23 protein-coding genes and 3 tRNA genes are annotated in these 22,464 nt (G+C 66.5%); 8 read left to right on the forward strand and 18 right to left on the reverse strand.

The window, feature by feature from the left end; genetic code table 11:
* Positions 1-6: 6 nt before the first annotated feature.
* Positions 7-384 (reverse strand): RidA family protein, encoded by a 378-nt coding sequence (locus tag ACK5NO_RS10645; RefSeq protein WP_416812655.1) that lies wholly within the window; start codon positions 382-384, stop codon positions 7-9.
* 75 nt (positions 385-459) lie between these two features.
* Positions 460-813 (reverse strand): metallopeptidase family protein, encoded by a 354-nt coding sequence (locus tag ACK5NO_RS10650; protein WP_416812656.1) that lies wholly within the window; start codon positions 811-813, stop codon positions 460-462.
* Positions 814-937: 124 nt separating this feature from the next.
* Here ACK5NO_RS10650 and ACK5NO_RS10655 point away from each other — a divergent pair.
* The 7 genes from ACK5NO_RS10655 (at position 938) to ACK5NO_RS10685 (ending at position 3,438) form a co-directional block, all read left to right on the forward strand.
* Positions 938-1,010: transfer RNA gene (locus ACK5NO_RS10655), tRNA-Glu, on the forward strand.
* 64 nt (positions 1,011-1,074) lie between these two features.
* Positions 1,075-1,148, forward strand: a tRNA-Asp gene (locus ACK5NO_RS10660).
* Between the two features lie 64 nt (positions 1,149-1,212).
* Positions 1,213-1,288, forward strand: a tRNA-Phe gene (locus tag ACK5NO_RS10665).
* Positions 1,289-1,386: 98 nt separating this feature from the next.
* The gene (locus tag ACK5NO_RS10670; RefSeq protein WP_416812657.1) at positions 1,387-1,944 is read left to right on the forward strand and encodes a hypothetical protein; all 558 of its coding nucleotides are present in this window, start codon (positions 1,387-1,389) and stop codon (positions 1,942-1,944) included.
* Positions 1,945-2,266: 322 nt separating this feature from the next.
* Positions 2,267-2,437, forward strand: coding sequence for a hypothetical protein (locus ACK5NO_RS10675; protein ID WP_416812658.1), 171 nt, complete (start codon positions 2,267-2,269; stop codon positions 2,435-2,437).
* Positions 2,438-2,517: 80 nt separating this feature from the next.
* A complete protein-coding gene (locus ACK5NO_RS10680) occupies positions 2,518-2,913 on the forward strand; it encodes a hypothetical protein (RefSeq protein WP_416812659.1) in 396 nt (131 codons plus the stop codon).
* Positions 2,914-3,066: 153 nt separating this feature from the next.
* Complete coding sequence (locus ACK5NO_RS10685; RefSeq protein WP_416812660.1) at positions 3,067-3,438, forward strand: phage holin family protein; 372 nt, start codon at positions 3,067-3,069, stop codon at positions 3,436-3,438.
* Here ACK5NO_RS10685 and ACK5NO_RS10690 read toward each other — a convergent pair.
* The 3 genes from ACK5NO_RS10690 to ACK5NO_RS10700 form a co-directional block, all read right to left on the reverse strand.
* Positions 3,422-4,336 (reverse strand): DMT family transporter, encoded by a 915-nt coding sequence (locus ACK5NO_RS10690; protein ID WP_416812661.1) that lies wholly within the window; start codon positions 4,334-4,336, stop codon positions 3,422-3,424. The genes ACK5NO_RS10685 and ACK5NO_RS10690 overlap by 17 nt on opposite strands.
* On the reverse strand, positions 4,333-4,890 hold the full coding sequence (locus tag ACK5NO_RS10695; protein ID WP_416812662.1) for a methylated-DNA--[protein]-cysteine S-methyltransferase: 558 nt from the start codon (positions 4,888-4,890) through the stop codon (positions 4,333-4,335). The genes ACK5NO_RS10690 and ACK5NO_RS10695 overlap by 4 nt, the downstream gene beginning before the upstream one ends.
* A 79-nt stretch (positions 4,891-4,969) precedes the next feature.
* Positions 4,970-5,173 carry a BldC family transcriptional regulator gene (locus tag ACK5NO_RS10700; protein WP_084104886.1) on the reverse strand — a complete coding sequence of 68 codons (204 nt, stop codon included), beginning with the start codon at positions 5,171-5,173 and terminating at the stop codon, positions 4,970-4,972.
* A 223-nt stretch (positions 5,174-5,396) separates the two neighbouring features.
* Here ACK5NO_RS10700 and ACK5NO_RS10705 point away from each other — a divergent pair, with 223 nt between their 5' ends.
* On the forward strand, positions 5,397-5,594 hold the full coding sequence (locus ACK5NO_RS10705; RefSeq protein ID WP_416812663.1) for a DUF3073 domain-containing protein: 198 nt from the start codon (positions 5,397-5,399) through the stop codon (positions 5,592-5,594).
* A gap of 105 nt (positions 5,595-5,699) precedes the next feature.
* Here ACK5NO_RS10705 and purM read toward each other — a convergent pair whose 3' ends face one another.
* The 13 genes from purM to ACK5NO_RS10770 form a co-directional block, all read right to left on the reverse strand.
* Positions 5,700-6,803, reverse strand: coding sequence for a phosphoribosylformylglycinamidine cyclo-ligase (gene purM / locus ACK5NO_RS10710; protein WP_416812664.1), 1,104 nt, complete (start codon positions 6,801-6,803; stop codon positions 5,700-5,702).
* Positions 6,804-8,273: an amidophosphoribosyltransferase gene (gene purF / locus ACK5NO_RS10715; protein ID WP_416812665.1), complete on the reverse strand. Its 1,470-nt coding sequence runs from the start codon at positions 8,271-8,273 to the stop codon at positions 6,804-6,806. It abuts the gene before it with no gap.
* 104 nt (positions 8,274-8,377) lie between these two features.
* Positions 8,378-9,226, reverse strand: a complete 849-nt coding sequence (locus ACK5NO_RS10720) for an ABC transporter ATP-binding protein (protein WP_416812666.1) — start codon at positions 9,224-9,226, stop codon at positions 8,378-8,380.
* Positions 9,226-10,167: an ABC transporter ATP-binding protein gene (locus tag ACK5NO_RS10725; protein WP_416812667.1), complete on the reverse strand. Its 942-nt coding sequence runs from the start codon at positions 10,165-10,167 to the stop codon at positions 9,226-9,228. The genes ACK5NO_RS10720 and ACK5NO_RS10725 overlap by 1 nt, the downstream gene beginning before the upstream one ends.
* The gene (locus ACK5NO_RS10730; protein WP_416812668.1) at positions 10,164-11,183 is read right to left on the reverse strand and encodes an ABC transporter permease; all 1,020 of its coding nucleotides are present in this window, start codon (positions 11,181-11,183) and stop codon (positions 10,164-10,166) included. Before ACK5NO_RS10730 ends, ACK5NO_RS10725 begins: the two co-directional genes overlap by 4 nt.
* Positions 11,176-12,165 carry an ABC transporter permease gene (locus tag ACK5NO_RS10735; protein ID WP_416812669.1) on the reverse strand — a complete coding sequence of 330 codons (990 nt, stop codon included), beginning with the start codon at positions 12,163-12,165 and terminating at the stop codon, positions 11,176-11,178. Before ACK5NO_RS10735 ends, ACK5NO_RS10730 begins: the two co-directional genes overlap by 8 nt.
* Positions 12,166-12,245: 80 nt before the next feature.
* The gene (locus ACK5NO_RS10740; protein ID WP_416812670.1) at positions 12,246-13,976 is read right to left on the reverse strand and encodes an ABC transporter substrate-binding protein; all 1,731 of its coding nucleotides are present in this window, start codon (positions 13,974-13,976) and stop codon (positions 12,246-12,248) included.
* A 515-nt stretch (positions 13,977-14,491) separates the two neighbouring features.
* Entirely contained in the window at positions 14,492-14,965 is a 474-nt protein-coding gene (locus ACK5NO_RS10745; RefSeq protein WP_416812671.1) for a hypothetical protein, read from the reverse strand.
* A 25-nt stretch (positions 14,966-14,990) separates the two neighbouring features.
* Complete coding sequence (locus tag ACK5NO_RS10750; protein ID WP_416812672.1) at positions 14,991-15,434, reverse strand: sterol carrier family protein; 444 nt, start codon at positions 15,432-15,434, stop codon at positions 14,991-14,993.
* Between the two features lie 50 nt (positions 15,435-15,484).
* Positions 15,485-16,426 carry a carbohydrate ABC transporter permease gene (locus tag ACK5NO_RS10755; protein WP_416812673.1) on the reverse strand — a complete coding sequence of 314 codons (942 nt, stop codon included), beginning with the start codon at positions 16,424-16,426 and terminating at the stop codon, positions 15,485-15,487.
* Positions 16,426-17,499: a carbohydrate ABC transporter permease gene (locus ACK5NO_RS10760; protein WP_416812674.1), complete on the reverse strand. Its 1,074-nt coding sequence runs from the start codon at positions 17,497-17,499 to the stop codon at positions 16,426-16,428. The genes ACK5NO_RS10755 and ACK5NO_RS10760 overlap by 1 nt, the downstream gene beginning before the upstream one ends.
* Before the next feature lie 77 nt (positions 17,500-17,576).
* Positions 17,577-18,938, reverse strand: a complete 1,362-nt coding sequence (locus ACK5NO_RS10765) for an ABC transporter substrate-binding protein (protein ID WP_416812675.1) — start codon at positions 18,936-18,938, stop codon at positions 17,577-17,579.
* Positions 18,939-19,278: 340 nt separating this feature from the next.
* A complete protein-coding gene (locus ACK5NO_RS10770; protein WP_416812676.1) occupies positions 19,279-22,443 on the reverse strand; it encodes a glycoside hydrolase family 2 TIM barrel-domain containing protein in 3,165 nt (1,054 codons plus the stop codon).
* Positions 22,444-22,464: the final 21 nt, after the last annotated feature.

A 22,464-nucleotide genomic window follows, 5' to 3' on the forward strand; every position in this document is an offset into this window, starting at 1 on the left:
CGGCGGTTACGCCTGGGCGACTACCGCATCGGCCTGGATCTCGACCAGGTACTTGGGGTCGGCCAGGCGTGACACCTCGACGATGGTCGCGGCCGGGCGCACGGCGTCGAACACCTCGCTGTGCGCGGCCGCGATCTTCTCGAGGTCCCTGATGTCCGTCACGTAGGTGACGGTGCGCACCACGTCGCCCACGCTCGCGCCTGCCTCCTCGAGCGTGCGCACGATCGTGTGCAGCGCGTCGAGCGCCTGGGCGTAGGCATCGGCCACGACCGCGTCGTCGCGGGCACACGTGCCGGACACGGAGATGTGGTTGCCCACCCGCACCGCGCGCGAGTAGCCGTAGAGGTCTTCGAAGGGGCCACCCGAGGGGAAGTTCTGTCTCATGGGCCACACGGTACTTGCTGGGCACCCGCGTGGACCGTTGGAGGCCCGTGTCGCGGCAACGGGGATCCCGTGCCCCTAGCCCCAGCCGAGCTCGTGCAGACGCTCGTCGTCAATCCCAAAGTGGTGGGCGATCTCGTGCACCACCGTGATCGCGACCTCCTCGCGCACGTGGTCTGCGTCGTCGCACACCCGCAGCGTGGGGTTCATGTAGATGAAGATCCGGTCGGGCAGGTCACCCATGCCCCAGTCCGCGCCTCGCTCGGTCAGCGCCACCCCGTCGTACAGGCCCAACAGGTCGGGATCGCCCTCGGGAGCGTCCTCCTCCACGAGAATCACGACGTTGTCGACAAGGTTCAGCAGATCCTCCGGAATAGCGTCGATCGCGTCGTCAACAGCGGCCTCGAACTCCTCGCGGGTCATCTGCACCATGGCGCCATTGTCGCCCACCCAGCAAGAGCATCGGCCCTGATGTGGGGCCGAGTTGGAGAACTGGCCCCCTGACCCGTACCATAGTCAGGTCCTCGGCGGCCGGAAGTTTCGGGCGTCGGACGGCGCCCTCATCGTCTAGCGGCCTAGGACGCCGCCCTTTCACGGCGGTAGCACGGGTTCGAATCCCGTTGGGGGTACGGAGCACCCCTCGGGATGGTCTATGATTTTCTTCGGCCCACTTCTCACGAGGTGGTCCAGCAAGGCCCTGTAGCGCAGTTGGTTAGCGCGCCGCCCTGTCACGGCGGAGGTCGCGGGTTCAAGTCCCGTCAGGGTCGCGGTGCGATTCAGCCCCTTCTTGTGGAGGGGCTTTCGCGCAAGCAGGGGTTCGCCCCAGCGCAAGGCTCTGTAGCTCAGTTGGTAGAGCGTTCGACTGAAAATCGAAAGGTCACCGGATCGACGCCGGTCGGAGCCACCAGTGAAGGCCCTCGGGAAACCGGGGGCCTTTTGCGTTGCCCCTGCTAGCGGTATGGTCAAGGGAGTCTCCAACTCGTCACGACCGCCAAAGGGGGGCGAATGTCATACGAGGAAGAGGACGATGCGCAGGTAGAGCCGCGCCGTCCGGTGCCGGCCAGTCGCTTGCTGACCATCGCAGGCGTGATCGTGGGCAGCGTGATTGTCCTGTGGGCACTGCGTGAGTTGCTGTGGCGCTCGTGGGAGCTCGCGGACCAATACGACGCGGGCAGAGCCCTGGTGGTGTGGTGCTACGACCTGGGCTTGGACGTGGGACTCCCCGTCGCCGCTGCGCTGGCGGTGGCGTGGTGGGGGCTGCGGCGCGGGCACACGCTGAGCCTGGGACAGGGTGACCGCAGCGCCGTCGGTGCGCGCATGGTCAAGGTGGCCATCCCCATCTTCGCTGTGGTCGCCGTCATCTCGCTGCTCGGAACCGAAGTCACCACTCGCGTGTGGGCCTCGACGGGACTCATGTGGCCCACAGACCTCATGATGACGGTCTCGATGGTGCTGATTCCGTCCGTGGTGACGCCCGTCGCGACCGCGCTGTTGGCCGCGGGGCTCGTGCTGCGTGCCTCGGTGTCCGACCGTTCCGCCTCGGAGGCGCTTTCCGCTCCCTAGGCTGGGGACCATGGCCCCGGATGCACCGCCGGCGACGACGCCGGCCCCGATCTCGATCACTCCCGCGCCCGCTCCTTCCCCTAGGCGTGGCCAGCTACCCATGGGCGAGCCGGCCGGCACCCCCCCGATCGCATTGAGATCACCAGCCGCTCGCTCGAGCGCGGCGGCGCCCCCACGTTCCCCATCACGGGCGAGATCCACTACTCGCGGTTGCCGCGCGAACACTGGTCCGACACCCTCGCCCACGACTTTCACCCGCCGCTGGGCGAGCACGGCCAGGTGCGGCTGCACCACCACCTGCTGCGCCGCCAACCACGCGTACGTGCTCGACGTGTGGGGCCGCGAGCGCCTGATCCTCGCCGACCAGCCCATCACCGCCTCCGACGGCGCACTCGTGGTCCATCCCGCCGCGCCCGTCGCGTCGCTCGCGGTCCTGCCCTCCCCCGGCGCGCTCGCCGCCGAGGGCGGGACGCTCTCCCCCCCCAGGCCCTGACGGCCGATGCGCTCTCCTGGGCTCGCTGGACCGTCACCTCAACGGCCGGGCCGGTCGCGCTCGAGGCGCCCGGCGCCCTGGTGGCCACCGCCCCGGCGCCCACGCGAGGCGGGCCGCTGCACCGCCTGAGCGCTCCGACGGACTACTCGGGCGCGGCGCGCGTGAGCGTCCAGGTGACCGCCGCAGCAGTCGTCGGTGCGGATCGCGCGGTGCTGGGCGTCGAGTGGACCGGCGACGTGGCGCGTGCCGTGCGCGACGACCAGGTGATCAGCGACCACTCCTGGCATGGGCGCGCGTGGGACATCGACGTGACGGACGGCCGCGACCTGACCCTCGAGGTGCTGCCGTGGAGCGATGCCACGGGGGTGTGGGTCGACCCCAGAGTGAGGCCCGTCCCCGAGGGGGCGAGCATCCGTGCACTGTCGATCCAGCGCATCGGCCGCGTGAGCCTGACCGCACCGCAGGCCAGTGGTTAGCCGCCATCGACGCGCAGCGCGCACCGGATCGGCCAAAGTGGGCGTCACCTACGCGAACCCCGGGAGGGGGGGGCGGCACACGCTGGCCTTACGCGTTTGCGCTCGTGTGCCGATAGACGGTGTACTAGGACCACGCCATTTCAGGGAGAAATCATGGGCTCGAGTTTCGGTAAGACCATCCTCAACGCGCTGCTGGGCGCCATCGCGGGCCAGTGGATCGCCACCATCCGCACTGAGGTCGAGGTGGTCAAGGTCGAGCTCAAGTACAAGAGCCGGGAGCTGGGCAAGGGTGTGGGCCTCATGGCCGCGGCCGCCGCACTGGGCTTCTTCTTGTTCTTTGTGCTGATTGTGGCGGCGATCGCGGGCCTGTCCGTCGTGTTCGACGTGTGGCTGTCGGCGCTCATGGTCGCGGGCGTGATGCTGTTCATCATCCTGATCCTGGTCGCCGCGGGCGCACGAAAGATCAAGAAGAACAAAGACCTGTTCCCCACCGCCTCGGTCGAGCGGATCAAGAAGGCGTTCTAAGCCTGGGCCGCCGCTGAGCGAGCCACACTCCCGTCAGCACGATCGCGGCGCCAACGGGCTCGTACCAGTGCAGTCGCTCATTGAGCACGAGCACGCCGAGCGTAGTCGCGACCACGGGAACCACATAGGTCACTGACGTCGCGGTGGTCGCCCCGACGGCTTTGACGACCTTCCAAAACCACACGTACGCGAACGACGTTCCCGTCACGCCCAGCGCGACGATCGCCCACAGCGACCACGAGTCCCACGCGATCGCGCCGGGCTGTGGCGCGGGGGATGCCAGCGCAAAAGGCGCCACGATGAGTGCCGACAGCGTGATCTGCACCGCGGAGAGCACCACCGGGGACTCCTGCACGCGCCCGAGCAACACTCGCGACAGCGTCGAGCCGATGCCGTAGCAGGCTGTCGCCGCCAACATCAGTGCCGCTCCCAGAAGCGGCACTTCGGCCACGTTCCACGCGCCCAGCAGCACGGCGATGCCGAGGGCGCCGAGCACGAGGCCGAGCAACTGTGCTCGGGTCACCCGCTCGGTGGGGATCAGCAGCGCCACGAACAACGCGGTCCATAGCGGCGTGGTCGCGTTGAGCAGACTCGCGAGGATCGACGTCACGTGCTCTTGCGCGAGCGGGATCAGGATCAGCGGGATCCCTGACAAGAACGCCCCCACCGCCGCGATCGCTGCCACCGTGCGCCACGTCAGGCGCGGCAGCCGACGCAGTGACGCCACCATGGCGATCAGCACCATGGCCCCAAAGACCAGCCGACCTAGCCCCACCTGTGCAGGAGCGAAGCCCCTGAGCCCCACCTCAATGAACAGAAAGCTCGAGCCCCACGCGGCGGCCAGCGCCACAAAATACGGAAGCCACGACCGCAGCGGCACCTCGCCCACGGTGCTCACCAGGTGCTCGCCGAATCGACGGGACCGCCCACGCGGGTGGCCTCCGACACCGGCCCGGCACTCAGCCGCATGCCCTCGTGCTCGAGCAGCGCGGCCTTGATGCCCGGGCCACCGAACCCATACGACCCCAGGCGCCCTCCCGCCGCAATCACCCGGTGGCACGGGACAAAGAGGGCGATCGCGTTGCGTGCGCAGGCCGTCCCCACGGCGCGCATGGCGCGGGGGCTGCCTGCCATCTGCGCGAGCTCACCATACGAGACCACCTCGCCGGCGGGTACGGTGCGCAGCGTCTCCCACACGTGAGTGGTGAACGGCCCACCACTCAGGCGTACCGGCACCTCGCTGAGCGCAGCGGGCGCGCCGCCCACCCAAGCCTCGACGGCGGCGGCCACGTGCGAAAGGTGACCTGGCTCCAGGTGGCCACCCGCATCGGCCATGCTCAACTGCGCCACCACCTCACCGAGTGGGCGAAAGCCCGCGGCCAGGACAGTGCCGTCGTCATCTGCGACCACGGTGAGCACACCCAAGGGCGTCGCCAGTCCGGTACTGAGCATGGGTCAAAGATACGGCCCATGGACGCACAACGGCCCCCGTCATCAAGCAAAGGGGACGGGGGCCGATTAAGCGGCAATACTAGGGGCGGCGCTGCTCCTGTGCCTCCGCGAGGAGGGCCTGCACCTCTGCCTCGCGAAAACGACGGTGGCCGCCCAGGGTGCGGATCGAGGACAACTTGCCCACCTTGGCCCACCGCGTGACGGTCTTGGGGTCAACCCTGAAGATCGCCGCGACCTCGGAGGGCGTGAGCAGCTTGTCCGGCTCCTGGACTGTGTCAGCCATCATGTCTTGCTTCCTATCGGTTCCATGCTGACCCTGATGGGTCGGTGCCTCATGAGACACGAGACATTCTCGATTATGACGACGTTTGCTCGAGTTTTCTCAAATCGGACGTGGCTGGGGACTCGCAACCATCGACCGGACCGATGTAAAGTACCCCCAGGACTCAAACCGCAGGGCCCGCAGCATGTGCGCGCCCGCGACGCAACTGAGAAAGGACGGCGACATGGGGCGCGGCCGTCAGAAGGCTAAGGACGCGAAGATTGCGCGTCAGCTGAAGTACTCCAACCACGGCGCGGACCTGCGCGACCTGGAGCGCGAGCTGATTAGCGGGTCTGCCCAGTCCACGCCGTCGGTCTCTTCCGTCGAGGACACCGACGACACCGACCTGTACGCCGACCGGTGGGCGGACGACGAGCGCTAACCAGCGCTGACGATTCGCACTGACGGCCCGCGCTTGGCGCGGGCCGTTCTTTGTGCGTCCGACCTTCGTGGTGCGCGCGGACGGAGCGGCAGGCCGCCCGCCGCCCTAGCGGCGGTAGGCGCCCGTGAGGTAAACCGCGCCGCCGTGCACGCCCTTGGCGCCACGCACGGTGTCGGGCCCGGTGATGCGGCCATCGTCGTCGCCGACCTCGCCGAGCACCCAGGCGTCCACCCCTGCTGCGGTCGAGGTTGCCACGAGTGCGTCCACATCCTCGGGAGCCACCACTGCAACCATGCCCACACCCATGTTGAGCGTCGACTCGAGGTCGTTGACGGGCACCGAGCCCGCGTCTTGTACCACCGAGAACACGGGCGGCAAGGTCCACGAGTCACGCGCAATGGTCGCCGCCAAGCCGCCGGGCAGCACGCGCGCGAGGTTCGCGGCAAGGCCGCCGCCGGTCACGTGCGAGAACGCCCGCAGTCCAGGGGTGCTGTGGGCCAGCGAGACACACAGACGCGAGTAGATACGCGTGGGCTCGAGGAGTTCCTCGCCCACGGTGCGACCCAGATCATCGAGGTGGGTGTCGAGCGACCAGCCCGCGTGCGAGACCACGCGGCGCACCAGCGAGTAGCCGTTGGAGTGCAGGCCGGAGGAGGCCATGGCGACCACCACGTCACCCGCGCGGACGCGGTCGGGGCCCAGCAGCGCATCGGCCTCCACCACACCGATCGCGGCGCCGGCCACATCGTAGTCGTCGGCGTCCATGACGCCCGGGTGCTCCGCGGTCTCGCCGCCCACGAGGGCGACTCCGGCCATCTCGCAGCCCTCGGCGATGCCGCGGACAATGTCCGCGATGCGCTCGGGGACCACGCGGCCGCACGCGATGTAGTCGGTCATGACCAGGGGCTTGGCTCCACACACGACGATGTCGTCGACCACCATGGCGACCAGGTCCTGGCCAATGGTGTCGTGCACATCGAGCGAGCGGGCGATCACAATCTTGGTGCCCACCCCATCGGTCGACGAGGCGAGCAGCGGCCGGTCGTAGTCCTTGAGAGCGGAGGCGTCGAAGAGCCCGGCAAACGCGCCAATGCCGCCCAGTACCTCGGGGCCGTGAGTACGGGCCACGGCGGACTTCATCAGCTCGACGGCCTTGTCACCCGCCTCGGTGTCGACTCCTGCGCCTGCATAGGTGATGGGCTCGGACATTCAGACCTCCACGGGCTGGATCGCCAGCAGGTGGCGCGCGTTGACGGGCGGGGTGATGGGGTACTCGCCCGTAAAGCAGGCGGTGCACAGACGCTCTTGGGCCTGCTCGGTCGCGGCAATCATGCCGTCGGCAGAGATGTAGCCCAGGGAGTCGGCGCCAAGCTGGTCGCGGATCTCGTCGACCGTGTGGCCCACGGCGGCCAGTTCCTCGCGGGTCGCAAAATCGATGCCGTAGAAGCAGGGCCACTGCACGGGCGGCGACGAGATGCGCACGTGCACCTCGGCTGCGCCCGCGTCGCGCAGCATCTGCACAATGGCGCGCTGGGTGTTGCCACGCACGATCGAGTCGTCGACCACCACCAGGCGCTTGCCCTCGATCTGCTCGCGCAGCGGGTTGAGCTTGAGGCGGATGCCGCGCTGGCGCAGGGTCTGCGACGGCTGAATGAAGGTGCGGCCCACGTAGGCGTTCTTGGTCAGGCCCTGACCGAACGGAATGCCGGACTCCTGCGCGTAGCCCACGGCCGCGGGGGTGCCGGACTCGGGGGTCGGCATCACCAGGTCTGCCTCGACGGGGTGCTCGCGCGCGAGGGCGCGGCCCATTTCGAGGCGCGCAGCATGCACCGAGCGCCCGGAAATGGTGGTGTCGGGGCGGGCCAGGTAGACAAACTCGAAGACGCAACCCTTGGGGTCAGCCTGCGCAAAGCGCTGCGAGTACACGCCGTCGCCGTCGATGGTGACAAACTCACCGGGCTCGATCTCACGCACCACACGCGCGCCCACGATGTCGAGCGCGGGGGTCTCCGAGGCCACCACCCAGCCACCGGACTCGAGTTCACCGAGCACGAGCGGACGCACCCCCTGGGGGTCGCGCGCGGCGTACAGCGTGGTCTCGTCCATGAATACCAGGGAGAAAGCACCCTCGATATGCGGCAGCAGCTCGATCGCGGTCGCGGCAAGGTCGCCGTGCCCTTCGGCACCCAGCAGCGCGGTGACGATCATCGTGTCGGAGGCGCCGCGCGCCTGCATGTCTGCGCGCCGGTCGGCTCCCAGCCGCTCCTCGACCAATTCCAGCAGGCGGTGCGTGTTGGTCAGGTTGCCGTTGTGGCCCAGCGCGACGGTGCCCGATGCGGTGGGCCCCAGGGTCGGCTGTGCGTTAGCCCACGTGGACGCGCCGGTCGTCGAGTAGCGCGCGTGGCCCACGGCGATGTGGCCCTGAAGTGCCTCGAGCGCCCCCTCGTCGAACACCTGCGACACCAGGCCCATGTCCTTGAACACCAGAATCTTGTCGCCGGTCGACGTCGCGATGCCGGCGGACTCCTGTCCACGGTGCTGGAGTGCGTAGAGCCCAAAGTAGGTGAGCTTGGCTACCTCTTCTTGCGGAGCCCAGATGCCAAACACTCCGCAGGCGTCCTGCGGGCCCTGATCTTGGGGGTCGAGCTCATGGGTAAGTCGGCCATCACCGCGGCGCATCAGCGGTCCTCCTGGCTGGAGCGGGGGGTCACTTCACAAGTCTCCCACACGGCCGATGCGCTGCCTCCCTTATCTCAAGCAGCGCATCGGCCGTATGCCGGGGCTTAGCCCTTTGCTGCGGCGAGTGCGGCACGGACCTCGTCGCGCATCTGCCCTAGCCGGTCCGGGTCCGGAGCGGCCTGGAGCAGGGTCTTGGTGTAGTCGTGCTGGGGGTCGAGGATGACCTGGTCCGCAGGACCACGCTCGACCACATCACCGCGGTACATGACCATGATCTCGTCAGAGAAGTGACGGGCCGTGGCCAGGTCGTGGGTGATGTACAGCACACCCAGGTTCTCCTCGCGCTGCAGGCGCGCCAGGAGGTTGAGGACACCCAGCCGGATCGACACGTCGAGCATCGACACCGGCTCATCGGCAATGAGGAACCGGCTGCCGGGCGCGAGCGCGCGGGCGATCGCCACGCGCTGACGCTGACCGCCGGACAACTCGTGCGGACGGCGCCTTGCGATCGGCTCGGCGGGAGTGAGGTTCACTCGCTCGAGCAGCTCGATCACACGGTCATGGACCGACTGGCCCTTGTCCACGGCCTTGTGCAGCTTGATAGGTCGCTCAAGGTGGTGCTCGATGGTGTGGAACGGGTTGAGCGAGGCAAACGGGTCTTGGAAGACCATCTGCACGTCCTTGCGGTAGCGCTTGAGAGCGCGACCGCGGCGCGGCACCGGCTTGCCGTCGATGAAGACACCACCGGAGGTCGGCCGTTCGAGCTGCAGGATGGTCTTGGCGATCGTGGACTTGCCCGATCCCGACTCCCCCACCAGCGCGATGGTCTTGCCCGCCTCGAGGGTGAAGGACACGTCGTTGACGGCCCGCAGCGTCTTGTGCGCACCGCGCACGCGGTACTCCTTGACAACGTTGCGGAACTCGAGGGTGCCGTAGGCGTCGTTGTCAGTCATCACTGCTCCTGTCCGGTGCGCAAGAACGCACCGCGATCGCCGGTGAGGCTCGGGAACGAGTCCAGGAGCCTGCGGGTGTACGCGTGCTGGGCGTTCGTGTAGATCTCCGTCGACGTGCCACGCTCGACGATCTGGCCTTCCTTCATGATCGCCACGCGGTCCGAGATCTCCAGGAGCATGGGCAGGTCGTGCGTGATAAAGATGACGGAGAACCCAAAGATCTCGCGCAAGCGCATGATCTCGCGGATGATGCCGCGCTGGACCACCACGTCAAGGGCGGTCGTGGGCTCGTCCATGATCATGAGCTGAGGCTCAAGCGTGAGAGCCATCGAGATCATCACACGCTGACGCATACCGCCCGACAACTCATGGGGGTACGAGTTGATGCGGTCGGGGTCGACGCCCACGAGCTCGAGCAGTTCGCGCGAGCGTGCCTCCATCTCGTCGTTGTCCATGCCAGGACGGTGGGTCCGGTAGACGTCGAACAACTGCTTGCGAATCTTGATGACCGGGTTGAGCGAGTTCATCGCCCCCTGGAAGACCATCGAGATCTTGTCCCACCTGAACGCGCGCAGGTCTTCGCCCTCAAGCGCCAGCACGTCGATGTCGGTGCCCGACTTGTCGTGGAACGTCACCGAGCCGTCTGTCATCAGCGCGGGCGCCTTGAGCAGCCGATTGATGCCGTAGGCGAGCGTGGTCTTGCCGCAGCCGGATTCTCCCGCGAGGCCAAGGATCTCGCCGCGCTCGATGGTGAGGTCCACGCCGCGCACTGCCTTGACGACCGGGTCAACCTCGTACTCGATACAGACGTTCTTTGCCGTCACGACGGCGTTGGGTGAGGCCGATGCGCTGGCGGGGATGGCGCCCGCCGTCGCCTTCGCGTCGGCTGGCGTGGGGGTGGAGATCACGTCGACTTCCTCTGGTGTGGTCTGGTCGCTCATGCCTTGGCTTCCTGGCGTGCGGAGGCGCGGGCGGTGCGCTTGGCGGCACGGGCGGCCGCCTTGGCCTTGCGCACCCGACGGGCCTCGATGGGTGCCGAGCGGAGCTTGGGGTTGATGACCTCGTCAATCGCGAAGTTGATCAGCGCGAGCGAGCAGCCCACGAGGGCCACGGCGATGCCCGGAGGAATGAACCACCACCAGGCGCCGCGGGTGAGCGCGCCACCCGCCTGTGCCTCGTTGAGGATGGTGCCCCACGAGATCGAACCGGTGGGGCCGAGTCCCAGGTAGGACAGGCCCGCCTCGCCAAGGATGGCGAAGATGACGCCGAACAGGAACTGGCTCGTCAGCAGCGGCAGCAGGTTGGGCAGAATCTCCACACCGATCACGCGCAACGGGTGCTCACCCGCGATGCGGGACGCAGACACATAGTCGCGGTTGCGCAGCGATTGGGCTTGGGATCTCAGTACCACCGCCGATCCGGCCCATCCGGTGATACCGAGGATCACCGCCACCAGTATCGCCGAACGGCCAGGAACGGCAGAGGAGATCACGATGGTCAGCGGCAGGCCGGGGATCACCAGCATCACGCCGATCGCGAGGGTGAGGATCTCGTCCGTCATTCCGCCCACATAGCCGGCGACCACACCAAACAGGACGGACAGCGTCACGGCGATCAGACCGGCAATGATGCCGACCATCAGCGAGGTGCGAGCACCGACTGCCATCTGGGCGAACATGTCGTAGCCCAGGGAGGTGGTGCCCATCCAGTACGTGGCATCCGGTGCATTGAGAACTGGGTGATCTGAGTCGCGCGGGTCGAACTTGGCGATCATGGGGCCAAAGATCGCGAACAGCGTGATCAGGGACAGCATGATCGCGCCGATGACGAACTTGCCGTTGACGTGGCGGCGGGGCCGGGAGGTCTTGCCGGGGTCGACGGGGTCGATCACCTGTGCCTCGCTGGGCTCGGTCGGATCGGCCGGGGGCACGGTCGTGGTGGTCGTGGGTTCAGACATTCTGGCGCGCCCTCGGGTCGATGAGTCCGTAGATCATGTCGGTGATGAACATCGCCAGGAGCACCGTGAGGGTGATGACGAGGAACACTCCTTGCATGAGCGGGTAGTCGTTGCTTCGCACGGCGGTGATCATGAGCTTGCCCACACCGGGATAGCTGAACACCTGCTCCATGACAACAAAGCCGGCGACCACAAATCCGAGCGCGACACCAAAGCCCGCGACCGACGGCAGCATCGCGTTGCGTGCGGCGTAGGTGGTCATGATGCGGCGCTTCTTGAGTCCCTTGGCCTCTGCGGTGACGACGTAGTCCTCACCGAGGGTCGACACCATCATGTTGCGCATGCCGAGCAGCCAGCCGCCCACAGCGGAAATCACGATCGTGGTGGCGGGCAGGATCGCGTGATAGAGCACGGATCCCACGAAGGCCCAACTCAGTTCTGGGCCATTGAAGTGGAACACGTTGTATCCGCCGATGATCGGGAACCAACGGTTCTGCACCGAGAAGAAGTAGATGAGCAGCATCGCGACCCAGAAGTAGGGCAGCGACTGCAGCAGTGTGGTCGCGGGGACAATGTGGTCGACCCACGTGCCTCGCTTCCACCCGACGAACATGCCCAGGCTGATACCCAGGGTGAACGCGATGACTGTTGACACCCCGACCAAGCCGATCGACCACGGCAGTGCCGCACCGATCAGCTCGGAGACGGGGGTCGGGTACAGCGAAACGGAGGTCCCAAGGTCGCCAGTGAGCAACTGCTGCCAGTACTCGATGTACTGCTGCCACATGGGCGTCCCGGGGTTGCCGAAGAGGCGCCTGATGGCCTCCAACTGTGCATCGGTGATATCGCCGTTCCTCCCGAGCCTCGCAATCATGATGGCCGCGGGGTCTCCGGGCAACATGCGTGGGAGGAGGAAGTTCAGCGAGATCGCCGCCCAGAGCGTGATCGCATAGATGACCAGTCGTCGGCCGATATACCTCATCGTGCCGTCTCCTCGATCTGCAGCCACGCGCTGGCGCGCACGGATTCCATCAGGCGCCTCTTCATGTCAGGTACTGCCGGTTACTCGGTGCCGCCGATGTGCTTCAGGACATAGCCCGAGGCACTCGAACCCCATGACGGCGGGAACGCGTACAGGTTGTCTTCCGTGGGCCAGCCGGTGTAGTCGGTCTGGTTGTAGAAGGTCTGCGTGGCGTTGATGACAATCGGGATGTAAGGCAGGTCGCGGACGATCTCCTCCTGGATGATCGCGTAGGCACCCTGCTTGGTGGCCTCGTCGACGGTCGAAGCAGCCACCTGGATCTGCTCGTCCACCACGGGGTTGGAGTAGCGCGAGAAGTTCCAGTCGCCCGGCTCGAGCGCGGTGCCCGACGGGGTCGTGGCGTCTCCGCCGAACCAGTCCTTGTAGATCTGGAAGGGGTCAGCCACGGAGGTACCGACCACGCCACCCATGATGAGCTCGAAGTCACCGTTGGTGCGGCCGTCAGCGAACTCGTTCCACGAGACGGTCGATGCGATCACCTTGATGCCGGCCTCGGCGGCCTGCTCCTGGATGAGCTTCGCGGCGTTGTTGTAGTCAGTCCAGCCGTCAACGGAGGTCAACGCCATCTCGATGGGGTCGCCATCCTTGCCGTAGAACCCGTCAGCGTCCTTGGTGTAGCCGGCCTCCTCGAGGATGGCCTGGGCCTCTTCGATGTTGGGCGTCTGAGGCGACTCGGCCTCGACGTCAGCCGAGATCCACTTGTCGTCGCGACCCAGGAGCGCGAAGGTGGGCGAGATGGTGCCGGTGAGGCCCACAAACGCCTTGTCCTTGATGTCGGTGCGGTCGATGGCCAGGTTGAGTGCCTGACGCACCGCCACGTCCGTCTGGTCGCCCTCGCAGCCCAGGTCCGCGTTAGAGCAGGTGTACAGCACCGTGGGGTCCTGAGGCGTGTTGATGTAGCCCAGGCCAGCGTCGAGGATGGGCTGCGGCTCCGGAATGAACATGCCGACCCAGTCGATCTGGCCGGTGGCCAGCAGGTCGTAGGCGGCGTTGTTGTCCTCAACGGCGATGTAGCGCACGTTGGTGACGTTGGGCTCGCCGCCCCAGTAGTCGGGGTTGGCCGTGCCGGTGTAGTTCGCGTCCGAGATGGTGGCGAGCTCGTAGGGACCGGTGCCGACGGGTGCGTCGATGTTGGTGAACGTGAGGGGGTCGCCCTCAAGTCCCGACCACACGTGCTCGGGGATCATCCAGGTGGTGCCTAGGAGCGAGAACTCGTTGGTGAACTGAGGCTCGTCGAAGGAGATCACCACGGTGGACTCGTCGGGCGCGGTCGCGTCGGAGACGTATGCGGGGCCCGCGATGTCGTTGGTGAGCGAGTAGATGACGTCGTCGACGGTGAAGTCCTCACCGTCGTTCCACTTGACGCCCTGGCGGATCTTGACGGTCAGCTCAGTGCCGTCCTCGTTCCACTCGTAGGACTCACCCAGGAGCGGGGCGGGAGCGCCGTCCGAGGCCTTGTTGTAGTAGAAGAGCGTCTCGAACACACCACCGAGCGCGAGGTGCTGGACCTCGGGCACGAAGGGGTTGAAGGTCTGGTTCAGGGGCAGCGTTGCGCCCGCCCACACCACCAGTTCACGGTCGGTCTTGACGCCCGCGGACGTCGACTCGTTGCCCGAGTCAGTCGCCGTGTTCGTCGGATCGGTCGTGGGGTCGGTCTCCGGGTCGCTGGAGCAGCCAGCAACCAGGATGGACAGGCCCGCGACCATGGAGGCAGCAGCGATCAGCCGCTTGCGTCCCGAGGTTCGGATCATCATTGGTCCTTTCGGAAGGCGCCGCGCGACGTCAACGTCTCACGGCAGTGTGTGCTGACACCCCTCCGGTGGTGGGGTGCTGTCCGCGATGATACGAACCCCAAGCGAATTGACGCAAATTGCTTGGCCAAATTGAAACATCGCATCGTTTCGACACGCGCGATACCCGTTTGAAGAATTACGCAATTGCAATAGGTTGCATGAACAAACAAACTCAAATGCCGTCGTTTTCTCGCGCGGTCCCGTGCCTTCATGGCAACGCAGCGGAGCACGCCCGTCCATGCGAACGTTCACTCGGGCGGCACGTGGTCGAGTGGGGCCCCACCGACGGCTCCGACAACTCCGACGGCCCCCACCGAGGGTGGTTCTTCACGCAGCCGGGACAGGAGTGGCGGTGCGCACCACGAGCATGCACACGCGCATCACGCATCACGCGAGTCACGCGTGCGTGAAGGATCGCCCCGAGTGCCCTGCTCGGCGCGTGGCCACGCCGCCCCGGTGACGCAGTTCGCGGACTAGCGCGCGGGACCCTGCTCGTCGCTAGCGGGACGCTCAGGACCCTCGCTGGTGCCGTCGATCGGGCCGTCGATCGGGTCGTCGTTCACGACCGGCCTGGTCTCATCCGACGGGGCCTCGCTCGCCACCTCGTCGTCGTGGGGAGCGGTCCAGGCCAAGGGGTCGGCGCCTTCGGGCTCCCCCGCCTTCGCCTCCTTCAGAAAACCAGGGGTGTCGCGGTCGAAGAGCACGGCGACCACGCCAGCCGCCAAGCCCGCCAGCAGGGCAAAACCGAGGCCCATGAGCAAGCCCACCGACAGTCGGCCCGACCCCGTCGAGTTGGGCAGCAGCACGCCGCAGCCCATGCCGATCACAAAGCCGAGGACGGCACCGGTGCCCACGATGCGGGCGAACCGCGGGGCAACTCGCAGGCTTGCTGGCACCGCGGTGCGCTCAAGCTCATCGTTGGAGGGTGGGGAGGGAACGTCGCTCACACCCCGCAGTCTAGGCGCAGGGCCCTCACGCGGCTCCGTCGGCTCCCTCAAGCGGCAACAATGCGGACAGGTCCGAGCGGGCCCCGGAGGCATCCACCGTACCCACAGCCACGGCATCGTCCCAGCGTAGGCGCCCAGTGACGAGCCCCAGCCAGGTGGCGGGATCCATCTCGACGACGGCCGGCGGGGTGCCCCTGCGGTGACTTGGGCCTTCCAGGCACTGAGTGGCGCCAAAGGGCGGCACCCGCACTTCGAGGGCCCCACCAGGCGCACGTGAGGCGAGCTCCTCAAGCGTGAAGCGCACTGCCGTGGCCAACGTCGCTCGATCGATCACCGGCTGTGCGTCTTGAGCGGTCAGCGCAGCGGGCTCGTGAAGGTCCGCCTGCCGCGTCGAGGCACGCCAGTTGCGCACTGCTGCGCGGCCCGCATCGAGATCGATCCGCCGTCGGGGTGTCCTGGACTGAGACATGAGTCCAGGGTGTCACACCCCGACGACGGCTCCCCCAGCTTCGATCCCCCTCAGCCCTTGGTCGAACCGGCGAGCAGGCCTCGCACGAAGTACCGCTGCAGAGCGAAGAACACGATCAGCGGAATGATCATCGAGATGAACGCGGCGGGGGGCACCAGGTATGCCGACGCCCCGTAGTCGCCCGCAAGGTTGGAAATGGGATAGGTGAGCGGATAGGTATCCGCCGAGCCGAACACCGCGGAGACCAGCAGGTCGTTCCACACCCACAGGAACTGGAAGATCGCAAGCGATGCCACTGCGGGTAGCGACAGCGGAATGATGATCCGGAAGAACACCTGGGTATGACTTGCGCCATCCACCCTCGCCGCTTCCAACACCTCACGAGGAATGTGCGCCACAAAGTTGTGCAAGAGGAACACCGCAAGGGGTAGCGCGAAAATCGTGTGCGCTATCCATACCCCGGAAAACTCTCCCGCGAGCCCAAGGTTGTCGGGCCCGAGTAGCCGCAGTAGCGGGATCAGCGCCAATTGCAGCGGCACCACCTGGAGCGCAAAGATCAACACGAAGAGGAAGTTCGAGCCCCGGAATGGGATCCATGCAAATGCGTACGCAGCCATGAGGCCGAGCACGACGGGAAACACCACTGAGGGCACCGTGACCACAATGGAATTGAACAGATACTGCAGCAGCGGCGGCGCCGTGGAATTGTCGCCAAATGAATCGAACAGTACCGTGCCGAAGTTCTCGAAAGTCAGTTCCCCGTCGGCCATGACGCTCCACCAGGCATCGCGTCGGTAGCGATCTCCCGGCACGAGCGACGACATGAACAGCGCCACGGTTGGCACTGTCCAGAACACGGCGATGACGATCGCCGCAATGGTGGCCCACGGGCTTGTGAGCCGTTCCTTGGCCTTCGCCGCCTTGGTGAGCGACTTGCCCTGCGTAGGCCGCTCGTCCTCGACCGGATGCTGAGGAGGCATCGTGACACTCATCAGTGAGTCTCCTTCACCTTGTTGAGGGACCGAACGTTGTACACCACCACCGGGATGACGAAGATGAACAGGATGACGGCGAGCGCTGCTCCGAGCGCCTCGCGCCCCTCGACGAAACTGAGCACGTACATGCGGTTAGCGACCACATCGGTGCCATCCCGACCCTGCGTGACCGTACGCACGATGTCGTAGACCTTGAGCGCCATGATGGTGATGGTGGTGAGCACCACGACGATGGTCGACCGAATCGACGGCATCGTGATGCGCCAGAAGCTCTGCCACGCATTGGCGCCGTCGAGGGAGGCGGCCTCATTGAGCTCCGCCGGAACGCCCTTGATGGCGGCGGACAGGATCACCATGGCGAATCCGGTCTGGATCCACACGAGGATGACGATGAGCCACAGGGTGTTCCACGGGTTGTCGACCAGGAAGTTATAGGGGTCCAACCCCACGAGCGCTCGGAGCGCATTGAGCATTCCGGTCTGCTCACCCACCTGGTTGTAGTCGTACATGATGTTGCCCCAAATGACTGAGGCACCCACGAGCGAAATGGCCATGGGCATGAAGACCAGTGACTTGAGCACCTTCTCACCCTTGGCCTTGTCGATGAACACTGCGTAGGCGAGGCCCACCCCAGTGGACAAGAACGGCACCAGGATCATCCACACGAAGGTATTGAGGATCGTGCGCCGCATCGTGGGATCGGTGAGCGCGAACTGATAATTGTCCAGCCCCACGAACGTGAGTGTCTCCGTGTAGATGCCGGTGGTGGGGTCGGCTTCGTTGCTGATGCGGTTAAAGGACAACCAGGTGGTGTCCAGCGCCGGGTAGATCAGACCGATAGCCAACAAGGCCAGGACCGGTGTCACAAGGACCACGAGTTGGACCTTGTCACGGAGCCGACCCTTGACCAGGTCGGCCCCAAACATGATGAGCGCAATGATGGCCACGAAGGCGAGAATTGCCACCGCAGCGAACAGCAGGTTCTTGCCCTGTAGCGCCCAGAAGTCCGGCCCGAGATCGGCCATGCGCAACGGCGGGGCACCAGCGGAGAACATCGAGATCGACGGCATCGTCGAGTCCTTTCGTCAGGGGGTGCTGACGGGCGCCCGCTGTAGCGGGCACCCGTCAGCTTCTCAAGGGCCTGGGGTTAGGGCCAGGCGTTCTCGATGTCCGACAGGACGGTGTCGAGCCCCGTTCCGCTCACGTAGTCGTTGATGCCGGTCCAGAAGGCGGACGAGCCGACCTCTGCGGGCATCAGGTCCGAACCGTCAAAGCGGAAAATGGTGTCCTCTCCTTGCAGGATCTCGATCGACGCGCGGCCGATCTCGGATCCAGCATTCGCGGGGTCGAGTCCCTTGTTGGCGGAGATCACGCCGCCGATGGACACGCGGTTGTTGGCCCACGTGTCAGACGACAGGTAGGTCTGGAGCGCCACCGTGGCGTCCTCGTCGTTGAACGCCGCGACGAACTCGCCACCGCCGGTGACTGCGGCTGGGTCGTCCGCGTTGACGTTGGGCGTGAGGAAGGCCCACACGTCGCCGTCCTCAGCGACCGTCACGCCCTCGCCCCACTGCGCCTCGTAGAAGGAAGCCTGGTGGTGCAGCGAGCACGAGCCCTCGAGGATGGGCAGGCCGGCCTCCTGGAAGGCAGTATCGACGATGGAAGCAGCGTCACCCAGTCCGCCATTGACGTACTCGGGGTTCGTGCCGATCTCGCCGAACGACTCGAACGCCTGACGGATCTCGTCAGAAGTGAAGTCGAGTTCGCCCGCGATCCACTGGTCGTAGGCATCCGGGCCCTGCTGACGCAGCACCAGGTCCTCGATCCAGTCGGTACCGGGCCAACCGGTCGCGGTGCCCGACTCGAAGCCGATGCACCACGGCTTGTAATTGTCACCCTCGCCACCTTCGGCAGCCATGGTCTCGGTCAGGGTCATGAGTTCGTCCCACGTCGTCGGCACTTCGTAGCCCTTGGCCTCGAACTCGGACGGCGAGTACCAGACCCAGCCCTTGACCGATGCCATGAGCGGCGAGGCGTAGAACGTCTCGCCCACGGTGCCGTACTTCTTCCAGTCCTCGGACCAGAACTCGTCGACGTTGGCTTCCACGGCCTCGGGAGCAGGCAACACCTCACCCGTGCCTACCACGCGCTGGAGCAAACCAGGCTGGGGGATGATCGCCAGGTCGGGAGCATTGCCGCCCTCGACGCGGATGTTGATCTCGGTCTCGAACTCGTCCGAGCCGTTGTAGGTCACGTCGATACCCGTGCAATCCTCGAACGGCACAATCGACTCCGTCAGTTGCTCCGCCTCCACACCTGAGATGGTGCCGTAGAGCTCGACCTCGGCACCGTCGTGCGTGCCGTAGGCGGCGTAGTCCTCACAGCCGGCAGGCATGGTCTCGCCGGTACCAGGGGTCTCGGTGCCGCCATCCCCGTCGGAACTGCATCCTGCCAAGACCAGTCCGAGCGCCGCCGTCGTCGCGACGGGGCCGATGATCCTTCTTCTCATGCGCAACGCTCCTCCTCCTTGAGTGGCGCCTCCGTGCTGCGAAGTCGTGCCCAGAGGCGTGCTGACATCCGGTCGAGGTACGTCACCTCGATGTCAGCGCTTGCATTGCCACCATATGCAGGTCGCGGGCTCCGCGCCTGGAGACGTGGCAACTGTCACCTAATCGTGACGTTTCGACCCAGACGGACATATCGTGCCTGGCACGTCAATCCTTCGCGTCACCGCACCCCGGTCCAAGCGCAGTGCACACGGCACTGCACACGAAGCCTGCGCACAAGGCTCGGGGCGGCTCGCACACACGGCGGCGTTGCTCAGGTCGCAACGCCCCGGGCTCCAGGGACTATTTCCCGTCGAGCAGCACCTGCGCGGGATCCTCACCGGCCGCCAGCGCACTGATCACGAAGCTCACGCTGCGTTTCTGATCCGCCTTGAGCGAGAAGCCGGGCAGCGGCGTCTCACCCCAGCTGAGCCCCAGCCCGGCCTGCACCGCGTCCACGGAGACGTGCACGCGGCCGTCCCGCTCCACCTGGTGCGGGTGCGCCGCCTCACTGATAGCCGTCTCCGACGCGGGCAGCGCCGCGGCCTGCACATCCTCACCCACGGCCGTGATGACAGCGCCCTCTCCGGTGGCGTCAGTCAGCGCCATCCAGCGCACGCTGGTGTGATTGCCCTCGGCCTGGGGCACCACGTGAGGGAACAGTTGCTCGTCGACGGTCGAGGACCACGCGCCAAGCGTCGCTCCTCCCGTGCGGTCAGCCCAGGTCGCGTGCGGGCCATCGCCCCACCATTGCACGTGCTCGAACGAGCCCGGCATGGTGAGCGACGTGCCCACGGCCATCAGTTCGCCCGTCGCCTCCGAGCCCTCCATCGTCACGTCGACCTGCACGTGCCCCGAGGCGACAAACGTCACGACCACCGTCGCGGTCGGGTTGGGGGCCACGTTGAGCGAGTACGTGGTGGTCACCACGACGGTGGCGCCGTCCGGGCGCGTCACGTCGACCGATGCCGGCCCCTTGGCTGTTGCCTGACGCCACTTGCCGGCCCCATCAGCAAGCCCATTCATGAGGTCGTTCTGGGTGGGCGCACGCCACAGGTCCAGACTCAGCGGCCCATCGAGCACCTGGGTCCCGTCGAGTGTGAGCGCCTCGAGCACGCCGTCCACCATCACCGCATCGACCTGGTCGCCCGTGATCTCCAGCCGGTCGCCCGACTCTGCCACCACGAGAGAGCCGTCACCCTCGGCGCCCAGCCCGCGCATCGGCCCGTTGTCCCACAGGACAATCTGCTCGGTCGCGACCACGTGCCCGGCCTGCTCCCAGGTGGCGTCTTCGGCGAGCGCCACGGTCACCGTCACGGTGCCCACGCTGCCTTCGCTGGGGTCCGCTAGCAGGGCCGATGCATCCAGCGCCAGGTCTGCACACTCAGCTGGGGCGAGGGTCCAGTCGAGCACGCCCGTGTCCGTGACGGCGCCGTCGACGGCCCGCTCCCAGCGCACGTCCAATGCCGCGAGGTCCGTGAACAGGTGCTCATTGCAGACTTCGACCGTGCCGGAGCTCCACGCCGAAGCGTCGGTGCGCACGGGCTCGTAGGCATCCGCGACCGCGGCCAGCTCGGGCTGCGCCACCCGGTCGGGATTGACCAGTCCGTTGAGCGAAAAGCCCTCGTCCGACGGGTAATCGCCCCAGTCGCCGCCGATCGACAGGTACGTCTGCGAGTCGTCCAGATCCCCCACGGGCAGTGCGCTGACGCCGCCGTCGAGGGGCAGCCTGATGGCCTGGTCGGCCCAGTCCCAAATGAAGCCGCCCTGCATCTGGGGGTGGGTGTCCATCGCCTCCCAGTACTCGGCCATGCCCGCCCCGGCGTTGCCCATGGACATGATGTACTCCGTCATCATCCACGGCTTGTCGAAGGTCCCGAGGGCGAGTTCGCGCACGTCGGACACGTTGGGGTAGAAGACCCCTTCGATATCCGCCACAGAGGAATCGTCCTGGTAATGCACCAGTCGACCGGGGTCGACCTCGCGCAACCAGTCGGCCGCCTGCTGGAACACGTCGCCGGGCCCCGCCTCGTTGCCCAGCGACCACCACAGCACCGAGGCGTGGTTTTTGTCCCGCTCGTACATCGTGGTGACGCGGTCGATGACGGCCGCCGTCCACTCCGGGGCGTTGCCGGGGAACGGCCGCAGTTCGTGGCTCTCGACGTTGGCCTCGTCCATGACGTACATGCCGATCTCGTCGGCCAGCTGGTAGAGCATGGGGTGCGCGGGGTAGTGCGAGGTGCGCACGGCGGTGATGTTGGCGGCACGCATCGCCAGCAGGTCAGCGCGCATGATCTCCTCGGTCATCGCCTGGCCCACGTCGGGGTGCATCTCTCCCCTATTGACGCCCTTGATGTCGAGCGGCATGCCGTTGAGTTCCATCACGCCGTCGCGGATCGCGAACTCCCGAATGCCGATCCGCGTGCCGAGCATCTCGGTCACCTCACCGTTGGCATCGCGCAACTCGTACACGAGCGAGTACAGGTGCGGCGTCTCGGCAGACCACAGCAGGGGTTCTGCGACGTCAAGCGCCACCTGCCCGGCCGATGAGGTGGTCGTCTCGACCTGCTCGCCGTCAGGGCCGTACAGGGTGGCCGTGAGTCCGGTGGAGTCGGCTGCGGCCCCTTCCAGTTCTACGGCCACCGCTACGGTCGCGCTGCCGTCCTCGTGCAGTTCAGAGGTCACCGTGTGGTCGTCGAGATAGGTCGTGGGCGTCGAATACAACTCGACGTCGCGGAAGATGCCGCTGAGGTCGATCTGATCCTGGTTCTCGAGCCACGAACCGTCCGACCAGCGGTGCACCTGCACGGCCACCGTATTCACGCCGGGCTCGACCACGTCCGTGACATCGAACTCGGCTGGCGCGTAGGAGTCCTCGCTGTAGCCCACCTCGACGCCGTTGACCCAGACGGTAAACGCAGACTTGACCCCCTGGAAGGCGAGCACCGTGCGGCGCCCTCCCCACGCATCGGGCACGGTGACATCACGTCGATACGAGCCGATGGACGCGCCCTGGGTGGGAATCGCGGGCGGCGCGATCTCCTCGTATCCCTGCCACGGGTGCGCCTCGTTGAGGTAGACGATGTCGCCCGTCTCGTCATCCCCGTAGCCGTCGAGTTGCCACTGGTGTGGCACGTCGACCTGGTCCCACCCGGCCACCGACACGGCGGGGTCCATGAAGTCGGCGGGAGCCTCAGCGAGGCTTGCCGACCAGGTGAAGTTCCAGGCGCCGTTGAGCGACAGCAACCACGGCGAGTCCGCATCGTCTCCCGCGAGTGCGTCAGCGAGGTCAGCGACGGGCACCATGCGCGCCGTCGCGGGCAGCCTGTTGACCTCGAAGACCTCCGGCTGCGCATCCCACGGCCCGGCCGAGCGGCCGTTCCACACCACGACAGCGGCGATGGCGCAGGCCACGAGGACCGCGGCAGCGATCAGTGCCGTCGTTGCCTTGCGTCCTGGCCGTCGCATCGTCGCGCTCGTGTACTACAG

The sequence above is a fragment of the Demequina sp. genome (assembly GCF_047975725.1).
Lineage (GTDB): Bacteria > Actinomycetota > Actinomycetes > Actinomycetales > Demequinaceae > Demequina.